We start from the raw sequence: 10,849 nt of genomic DNA, 5'->3' as shown, positions 1-10,849 counted from the left end.
AGATGAGGAAGATGATGGTACCGACCCTAACGATTCCTGCGATTTTGTACTTTCTAGTCAAACGGTAGACCCATCCTACGCATGGAACTCAGCGGACTGCGATGGAGACGGAGTTACCAACGGTGATGAGCAGGATGATGGAACGGACCCCTTGGACCCATGCGACTACAACCCAGAGAGCGTTACCCTTCCGCCTTCAGCTGATTGGGAAGCTCTTGATTGCGATGGTGATGGTAATCCAAACGGAACAGACCCAAATCCTTTGGCGGCAACAGCTTTAGATGATTCGGGTACTACAGAGGCCCTGACAGAAGTTGCTATCAATATTTTAGAAAATGATGATTATCTGCCAAATAATGATGACACCAATATTGGCATAACGAGTTTATCTCAAATAGGAGGGAGTGCTCAAGGGACGGTTGTTTTTGATGCCAATACGGGTATAATGACATATGTTCCTATAGAACTTGAGTCCAACTCAACCGTTACGGTCATTTATGAAGTATGTAATGTTGCTGTCGACCCTAATGTTTGTGCAAGTGCTACGGTATTTATTGAAGTAGGATTTAATACACTTGATGCTATGGATGATTCCTATAGCTCTGATAGCAATGGTGGCATAATTTCGGATAGCAATATACTGGAGAACGATACCTTGAACGGAGAGGTAGTGACCCTATCCGAGGTAATACTGACTTCGACCGCTACAGATGTCTTGACCATCAATGAGGATGGCAGCGTAACCGTGGCGTCTGGTACAGAGGATGGTACTTATACAATAGAATATACCATCTGTGAAATTACGAATACTGATAACTGTGATACTGCTACTGTGACCGTAGTGGTAACAACTAGCGTGGACAATATTATTGACGCCGTTGATGATTCATACAGTTGGGATGGTACCGGTGGAGTTATTCCTGATAGTAATGTACTTGATAATGACACATTGAATGGAGAAGAGGTTAACCTATCGGATGTAATATTAACCTCAACCCCCACGGATATCCTTATGATTAATAGTGATGGTAGTGTCAGTATAGTTCCTGGAATGGAAGATGGTACATATACAATCGAGTATACGATTTGTGAAATAGGGAATACTGACAACTGTGATACGGCAACTGTAACCGTGGTCGTGACAACAGGAATGGGCAATGTGATTGATGCCGTTGATGATTCCTATAGTTCTGATAGCACTGGTGGAACAATTGTAGATAGTAATGTACTGAATAACGATACCTTGAACGGAGAGACAGTGACTCTATCTGATGTGATATTGACCTCTACTGCTACAGATGTCTTGACCATTAATGAGGACGGCAGTATTACCGTTGAACCCGGAACTGATGACGGCACGTATACCATTGAGTATACCATTTGTGAAATTGCCAATGTTGACAACTGTGATACAGGAACCGTGACCGTGATAGTGACCATAGGTATGGGTAATGTCATCGATGCAATTGATGATACGTATACTTCTGATGCCACTGGAGGTGTAATTTCAGATAGTAATGTACTTGATAACGATACCTTGAACGGGGAGACAGTGACTCTATCTGATGTGATACTGACCTCTACAGCTACGGATGTTTTGACCATTAATGAGGATGGCAGTGTTACCGTTGAACCTGGAACTGAGGAAGGTACTTATACCATTGAGTATACTATCTGCGAAATTGCAGATATTGCTAACTGTGATACAGGGACTGTTACAGTTGAGGTAACCACCGGAATGGATGTTGTTATAGATGCTGTAGACGATGCATACAGTTCAGAAAGTACAGGAGGTGTAATTGCTGACAGTAATGTATTGGATAATGATACTTTAGATGGAGACACCGTTGATTTAATTGATGTGATACTCACCTCGGATCCAACGGGAGTTTTGACTATCAATGACAATGGAAGTGTGAGCGTTGCTCCAGGGATAGAAGACGGTACCTATACCATAGAGTATACTATCTGTGAGAGTGGAAATCCTGATAACTGTGATACCGCTACAGTCACTGTAGTTGTTTCTGATGTTCTTGTTAACCAATTAGTGACCCCCAATGGAGATTTAAAGAACGATTTCCTTTTCATAAGAGGAGTTGATAAAATTAAGACAAGCACTATCCAAATCTTTAACAGATGGGGTGTTGCGGTTTATGAAGGGGTAGATTATGATAATATTCGGAATGTCTTTGACGGTCGGTCTCGTGGAAGGTCTACATTGAGTGTAAATGAATATCTTCCGGCTGGCGTATATTTTTATATTTTTAACTACGAAACGGATAAAGGAAGTTTTACAGACTCCGATTACATATATATAAGTAGGTAACATTTTAATAGAATGGTAAGAAAACATTTTTTGATTCCGTTGTTGTTCATTGGAATTATATCCCAGGGAATATGGGCGCAACAAGATGCCCAATATACCCAGTACATGTTCAACACACTCAGTGTTAATCCTGCTTATGCTGGATCAAGGGGGCAATTAAGTTTCGCTGGCCTTTATCGTTCACAATGGGTTGGACTTGATGGTGCTCCGGAGACTTTCACTTTAAATTTACATTCACCTATCCGAAACAGTAGACTGGGTTATGGAGTTTCCATCGTTAATGATAATATTGGTGATGGCGTGGTCCAAGAAACATATTTGGATGCTGTGATATCCTATACCTTGGAATTTGCAAGAGATGCTAAACTTTCCTTCGGATTAAAAGCTGGAGGTAACATGATAAGTTTGGATTTTAATGGTCTTCGGAATTTTGATCAAGAAGTAGTACAACAAAATAATATAGATAACCAGTTCAATCCCAACTTTGGACTGGGTGTATATTATCATACAGATAGATTTTATGCGGGTCTTTCTGCTCCGAATGTGCTTCAAACGGAATATTTTGATAATGATAACTCAGATGATTCGGTTAATTTCCTGTCTGCACAACGAATCAATTTCTATTTTATAACAGGATATGTATTTGATTTAGGAGCTGACCTTAAATTTAAACCAGCATTGTTGACCAAAGCAGTAGGTGGAGCACCTTTACAGCTCGATTTGTCGGCTAATTTCTTGTTTGCGGACAAATTTAGTTTTGGGGCGGCTTATAGATGGGACGCAGCAATAAGTGGTTTGGCCGGATTCCAGATTACCGATCAAATCATGATTGGTTTGGCCTATGACAGGGAAACAACAGAATTGGGAGGAACCCAGTTCAATGATGGTTCGTTTGAAATATTTTTAAGATTGGAACTGTTGAAGGCATTTCAAAAAACTGTATCTCCAAGATTCTTCTAATATTGTTTATGATGCTAAAAAGAACACTCTTATTACTTACCTTATTCATAGGATGTACAAGTGGCATTTTAGGGCAAGACACCATTCCTGATAGACAGCAGGCAAGAGTTAAGGAGAAAGCAGATGAACGTTATGATGAATATTCTTTTAGTCCGGCTATAGATATTTATAAGAAGGTTTTGGACAAAGGTTATGTGTCTTCAGACCTCTTAAAACGTTTAGGAAATTCATACTATTTCAATGCGAAATATGATGATGCCGCCAAGATTTATAAGAAACTGAACGAAACTTATCCAGACGAAACAGAACCAGACTATTTATTCAGATACGCACAAAGTTTGAAGACCTTGGGTGATTATGAAGAAGCTACCCGAATTATGGCCCGTTTCAAGGAAATGACTTCTGGAGGACCAGAATTTGATGAAGATTATTTAGCCAAAATAGAGGAAAATTCAGGTAGGTATGAAGTGAAACTTTTTGGTTACAACAGTAAGTACACAGATTTTGCCGCTTCATTCTACGAAGATGGACTCATTTTTGCTTCAGACCGTGATACAGGTAACTTAGCGAGATATCGACATACTTGGAATTCCAAGGACTTTTTGGACTTGTACAAGGTGAATGCTGACAGTATTTCCAACAATAATGTAGTTAAATTGGAAGGAGATGTCAATACCAGATTGCATGAGTCAACTTCAGTGGTGACCAAAGATGGAACCACGATGTATTTTACAAGGAATAATTTCTTGGATGGGAAAAAATATAAAGACCAACAAGGAATCATCCGACTAAAAATATACAGCGCTGAATTGATTGATGGGGAATGGACCAACATTATAGAGCTTCCGTTCAACAATGATTCTTATTCTGTGGCACATCCCATGTTGAGTCCAGACGAAAAGAGATTATATTTTGTGTCTGATATGCCTGGAACCAAAGGAGAGTCAGATATCTTCATGACGGAAATCATAGGGGATGGTACTTACGGTCCAATTGTAAATCTAGGCAGCAACATTAACACACAGGCTCGGGAGACATTTCCTTTCATAACCCAAGATGGAGTATTGTATTTTTCTTCTGATGGACATCAAGGATTGGGAGGTCTGGATGTTTTTGCTACAAAAATAGCATTTGATGACTATGATCAACCCATTGTAAATGTAGGAAGACCTATTAATAGTGCCAATGATGATTTTGCGTTTATCATCAATATTGAGAACAATGAAGGTTATTTCTCTTCTAATCGAGAAGGAGGAATAGGAGAGGATGATATTTATGCGTTTACTGAAAAAGAGGCTTTGGTATTGGATTGTATCCAAGATATAACGGGTACCGTGAGGGATCGAATATCAAACGAAGTTTTACCTGGAGCCACAGTAATGATCATTGATGAAGAAAATAAAGAAGTTTCCTCGACTATTACAGATGCGGAAGGCAATTATGTCTTACAATTGGATTGCTCCAAAGGTAATTTTGTACGCGCATCCAGAGACGGTTATGTGCCAGCCGAGGAATATTTGAACAGATCTTATGGTAAACCAAGAATCATTGACTTTTATTTGGAACGCGATTTGGTTACCGGAGGTTTTGGAGACGATTTGGCCAAATTGCTGCAGTTGAGTACCATTTATTTTGATTTGAACAAGTATGACATTCGTCCAGATGCAGAAATTGAGATTCAAAAAGTGATTGTAGCCATGGAGAAGTATCCAAGTCTTAAAATCAAAGTGAATTCACATACAGATAGTAGGGGCAATGATGCCTATAATTTATGGTTATCACAACAAAGAGCACAGTCTACGGTAAACTATATGGTATCCAAGGGAATTTCAAGGGATAGACTGCAAGGAGAAGGTTTTGGAGAGACCAGATTGGTAAACGACTGTGCGAACGGGATACCTTGTTCAAAGGAAAAACATCAGCTCAACCGAAGGTCTGAGTTCATTATTTTTGAGTAGAGCAAAATTTTACAATACATTGAAAAGCAGCTAGTTTTGGCTGCTTTTTTTGTTTTTGCTCACACCACAATTAAGAAGGTTCACTTTATCGATCAGCCCTTTCACAACAAATATTTAGAGCAAATAGGTGTCAAGGTTACATTTGAATATTGTACCATGCACCAAACTTATGAAGTACACAAAAAATTACTTAACAAAACAAATATTTTGTCTCTCGATCTTGGGTTTTCTGTATGTGTTTCATGTTAAAGCTCAGGATACTTATAGTGATCAATTCAATTCAGCATCATATAGTAATAATGATGGAACCCAAAACTTTTCGGGGAATTGGGCTGAAGTAAATGATGGTGGAAGTCCCACGGGTGGACGAATTGAGATTGTTGGTGGCGAATTGGAATTCAATAATTTGGATAATAGGAGAATCAGTAGGGATTTGGATTTGTCTTCAGCAACCAGTGCAACATTAACGTTGGATTACGATGCTATTTCTAGGGGAAATGAATCACTTTTGGTCCAGTTGTATAATAGTGCTACGTTTTCTTACGAAACTATTGCTACCATTAACAGCTCTATCTCCAATTCTATTTCTCATAACTTAACGGCTAACCAGATGTCGTCCTCATCTTCCATACGTTTTGTTGGAGGTGATACCAGCTGGGGAGGTGGTGAAACAATATATATAGATAATGTGCTGTTCACAGCCGTAACAGGTCCTGTGGTTACTGTTGATGACATAACTTTTGATGAAAGTACGGGTAATGCCAATTTTACGGTAACTCATGGAGGAACAAATACCTCGGGCGCTTTTACTGTAGGTTATCAAACTGTGAATGGGTCTGCCACGGCTGGAAGCGATTATACAGCCACTTCAGGTACTTTAAGTTTTAATGGTACAATTGGCGATACGGAAACAATTATCGTAGCAATTACTGATGATGGTATTTTAGAAACTACCGAAACCTTTACGGTACAGTTTACGAGTTCCTCGGACGGTTCTGTTGATACTTCTGACACAGCAACTGGAAACATAACGGATAATGATGGATTGATTATTACCGATGGTGTAACAGTAAATACTTGTAGTGGGACATTTTTGGATTCTGGAAGTAATACCGGAACTTATTCAAATTTTGAAGATATTACCTATACTATTTGTCCAGATACGCCAGGAAGTTTCACGCGTGTGAATTTTACCAGTTTTGATGTAGAATCATCATACGATTTTCTTTATGTATACGAGGGAACAACAACAGGAGGCACTCTAATTGGTCAATATGACAATTCTAATGTTCCCACAACAATTACCTCAACAGATGGCTCAGGATGTTTGACTTTTCGTTTTACGTCAGATTTTAGTGTAACCTATGATGGTTGGGAAGCTACAGTATCTTGTTATGCCCCTGGACCAACTATTAATATTGCCGATGTTTCTGTAAATGAAACCGCTGGAACCGCCAATTTTACGGTAACTCATGGAGGAACAAATACCTTGGGGCCTTTTACCTTAGACTTCCAAACAGTAGACGGTTCGGCTTTGGCAGGTAGTGATTATACCAGTACTAGTGGTACTTTAAGCTTTAGCGGTACCATAGGGGATACAGAAACAATTACAGTACCCATAACCAATGATGGAGTAGCAGAATCTGCCGAAACTTTTACAATACAATTTACAAGTTCTTCAGATGGTACTGTGGATATTACTGATACTGCTACTGGAACGATAAATTCACAAATTATTTCTGATGCTCCATTGACACTCTATGAGGAGTTCCATGGAAATGTGGATTATGTGGTCACAGGAAATACCTTAAGGACAGCGGATAATGGAACAGACCCTTGTGCGGTGACCAATACAAGTTCCAATACGTTGATTGCGCCTATTCCAGGAACAGCTACCATTAGAAAAGCATATTTATATTGGGCACATTCAAGTTCCACTATGGATGCTGATGTGACTTTTGAAGGGCAATCAGTTACGGCTGATATTGCGTACAATGCCTTTTCCGCAACCTATTGGAGTTACTTAAGTGATGTAACTTCAATTGTAACAGGAGTAGCCGATCCATCTACTAACACTTATGATTTTGCAGATCTGACCATAGATACAACCTCCAGTTGTTCCAGTCAGGGAGTTCTGGGAGGATGGGCCCTTATAGTATATTATGATGATCCAACTCTACCTGCGGCCAGTATTAATTTGTATCAGGGTTTTCAGAGACTAAGAAATGCAAGTGATTCCTTTACTTTGGACTCCTTTTATGCTATTGCTGGTTCAGGTGCAAAGGCCACTTTTTTGTCTTGGGAAGGGGATAGTACACTTTCAGGAGCGTCAGAATCCTTATCTATCACTAATGAAGCCTCAACAACCTTTACACTAAGTGGTGATGGTGGCCAAACAGGAAATAATGCCTACAATTCAACCATTTATGATGACACCCAGGCTCCTGTATATAACGATGCAAGTCCTTATGGTCTTGATTTGGATACCTATGGTATCTCCTCATATATCTCGCCGGGAGATTCTCAAGTAACTGCCAACGTATCCGTTGCTTCAGATGCTGTGCTCTTCAATGCAGTAATGATTAGGGTACAATCCAATTTGGTCACTGGAACCGTTTTTGAAGACGTAAATTATCCAGGAGGAGTTGGAAGAAATATGGCTGCCGCTTCAGGAGTGGGAGTGTCCAACGCAACTTTGGAAATTTATGATGCTTCCAACAATTATGTTGAAAGCGTAACCACTGATCCTAGCGGAAATTATACTTTTGGAGGAATGGCGGATGGAGATTATACTGTTCGTGTGGTGAATAGTACAGTACGGTCCAGTCGTGGGGGAGGTTTCGGTTGCACATCTTGTCTGCCAGTACAGACCTACAGAAATTATAATACAGCAGGTTCTTTTGTTGATGTCACAGATGAAGTTGGAGGTGCAGACCCTACGGCAACTGATGCATCTACAGGAACATTAAGTGGTGCACAGACGACCTCGGCAGTCACCATTGCAGGGAATGGTTTGGTTGGATTGGATTTTGGGTTCAATTTTAGCACTATTGTCAATACCAATGAGGATGGCCAAGGATCACTGGAACAGTTCATTGTTAACGCCAATAATCTGGATGAAACCGGTTTGGATATTAGTTCAAATTCTATTTTTGACCCTGCTGCAGGAGAAGATACATCCATATTTATGATTCCTAGTTCGGCAGACCCTTTGGGCAGAACGGCAGATTCAAACTATTCAGGAGGCTATTTTGACATTTCTATAGGTAATGGCAGTCCACTTTCCGAAATTACAGGTGCTAACACAATTATTGATGGCCGTACACAAACAGCCTATACAGGAAATACCAATGCAGGAACTGTTGGGGCTGGAGGAACAACCGTAGGTGTTTCCAGCAATACTCTTCCTAACTATGACCTTCCTGAAATTCAGGTGCATAGAAATGGTGGAGATGTATTTCAGACCAATGGTAATACAATTACTATAAGAAATTTGTCAATTTATGCAGGAAATAATGCAGGGATTCTTGTGAATGGAGGCTCAACCACTGCCATAGGAAATTTATTGGGAACAGACGCAACTGGAAGCAATGCGGGAAATATTGATTATGGGATTGAAAATATTGGTGGAAATATATTAATTGATGGTAACTATATCGCAACAAATACCGATGCAGGTATTTATATTGATGGAGGAACCTCAAATAGTATTCAAAACAATCACTTAGTATCCAATGGGGACGCTGCCTGTGATGATAATATCACCTTAAATAGTGGAAGTGGAATAGTAATTCAGCAAAATCTTATTGCAAACGCTGCATCCATGGGAATCGATGGTTCTTCCATTACAGGAAGTGCGGTAATTACTGAAAATACCATTACTGGATCAGGACAAAATGGAGGAAATTGTTCAGGTTCAGTTAAAAACATGGGTATAGAACTAGCAGGAAATAACTCTCAGGTTACCAATAATATAATCCATACTAATGGAGGTGCCGGTCTATCCTTGATTGGCTCTGGAACTGGAAATTTAATCAGTCAGAATTCATTTTATGCGAATGGTACGGCAACAGCCTCTTTAGGAATCGATTTAAATGGTGATGGAGTTACAATCAATGATAACAGTGATGCAGATTCTGGACCAAACAATCTTAATAATTTTCCAATAATCAATTTCGTAACCATTTCAGGATCAAACTTATTGGTGAAAGGATGGTCAAGACCTGGTGCTACCTTAGAGTTTTTCTTTACAGACATTAGTGAAGGCTCGGCAAGTACTGGGGAGAATACCATAGGCCTTTCAACGGACTATGGTGAAGGTCAAACCTTTATAGCATCTGCTGTAGAAGGAAGTGGTGCAGATACGGATGCCACTAGTTCTACATATTCCGATGCGGATAGTAATACTGATTCTACAAATAGATTTGAATTTTTATTGCCGCTACCTTCAGGTACCACCATAGGTGGTTTAATTACAGCCACAAGTACTGTCGCCAACGGAACATCAGAATTTTCACCATTTTGCACTATTAAAGTGGCCACGGTGATTAGCAATAGAAGAATTACTTATCGAGTAAATAAGAACTAATTCAGTTCCATTAAATCTCATAAACTTTTTTTCTTTTTAAACACCTCATTTAGGGGAAATTCCATAAAGAAAACAGAGTCGGTTTTAGACAAGATTTTCATCAAATGTTTAGTTGGATTTTATTCTTAAAAAGTTTGTTTTTTCACTCTAATTACTTTGATGTGATTTTTTTGAGGCCTTCGAAACAACTTGATTTTATTGCTTTTATCGACCAAATACCTTAATGAAAACCTAAATCAAATTAATCCTTACCTCAAAATTTAACAGCTATACATTCGGATTTTGGTTCTACACAACAAATATTTTCAACCCCTATACGTAAGGGTAATTTTGTAAAGTGTATAAAATTCAGTGTGTTGGAAAATGATGAAAACGCACAAATAATAACAAAAAACACAGTAAAAGAGACTTTCAACTAATAGAAGCCCCATGAAAAAGAGCGTAATAGCAATTGTCTTACTACTTTTCTCAGGAATAGCCTTTTCTCAAACTACGGTAACCTTACAAGATCAATGTAATTGTGAAGTCTTGGGAGGAACCGATGTTGCTGCACCAGGAGCAACAACACCAACTGGAGCGGATACAGGTGACATTTATGTCAACACAACCACTGGTACCATCTATTTTTGGGATGGAAACTCCTGGGAGTTAACAGCAACCGATAACCAACAATTGACAAGCTTTACATTAGATGGTGTATCAAACATTTTAACATTAACATTGGAAGACGGGGGTAGTGTCAATGTAGATTTAAGTGGTTTGAGTGATACGCTTTCAGATACAAATACAACAATTACTTCTTTTGCGATAGATGGGACAAACACAAATTTGGTAATTACAGATTCTGATACGAATACGTTTGCTGTTGCTTTAGCTGATATAGCTGCAGCACTCAATACGGACGATGCCGATGCTGACCCCACGAACGAATACAACACCACGGTTGGCCTAACGGGCACCTCGATCACGGTGACGGATGCCGGCGGTACGCTGAGCCAGGATTTGGACGGTACCTTT

At 39.5% G+C, this 10,849-nt stretch carries 5 protein-coding genes; all 5 read left to right on the top strand.

What is annotated here, in order from left to right:
* Positions 1–2,326, top strand: a 2,326-nt coding sequence (locus HJC33_RS11830; protein ID WP_171659037.1) for a gliding motility-associated C-terminal domain-containing protein, incomplete at its 5' end; no start/stop codon positions are given.
* Between the two features lie 12 nt (positions 2,327–2,338).
* Positions 2,339–3,286 carry a PorP/SprF family type IX secretion system membrane protein gene (locus tag HJC33_RS11825; RefSeq protein WP_171659036.1) on the top strand — a complete coding sequence of 316 codons (948 nt, stop codon included), beginning with the start codon at positions 2,339–2,341 and terminating at the stop codon, positions 3,284–3,286.
* An 11-nt stretch (positions 3,287–3,297) separates the two neighbouring features.
* Positions 3,298–5,244 (top strand): OmpA family protein, encoded by a 1,947-nt coding sequence (locus HJC33_RS11820; RefSeq protein ID WP_171659038.1) that lies wholly within the window; start codon positions 3,298–3,300, stop codon positions 5,242–5,244.
* Between the two features lie 169 nt (positions 5,245–5,413).
* The gene (locus tag HJC33_RS11815) at positions 5,414–9,832 is read left to right on the top strand and encodes a beta strand repeat-containing protein (RefSeq protein ID WP_171659035.1); all 4,419 of its coding nucleotides are present in this window, start codon (positions 5,414–5,416) and stop codon (positions 9,830–9,832) included.
* A gap of 429 nt (positions 9,833–10,261) precedes the next feature.
* Positions 10,262–10,849: hypothetical protein (locus HJC33_RS11810; RefSeq protein WP_171659034.1), on the top strand; the 588-nt coding region annotated here is incomplete at its 3' end.

The sequence above is a fragment of the Flagellimonas amphidinii genome, assembly GCF_013090115.1.
GTDB classification, from domain to species: Bacteria; Bacteroidota; Bacteroidia; order Flavobacteriales; family Flavobacteriaceae; genus Flagellimonas; species Flagellimonas amphidinii.
This window is presented reverse-complemented; position numbering and strand designations above follow the sequence as displayed.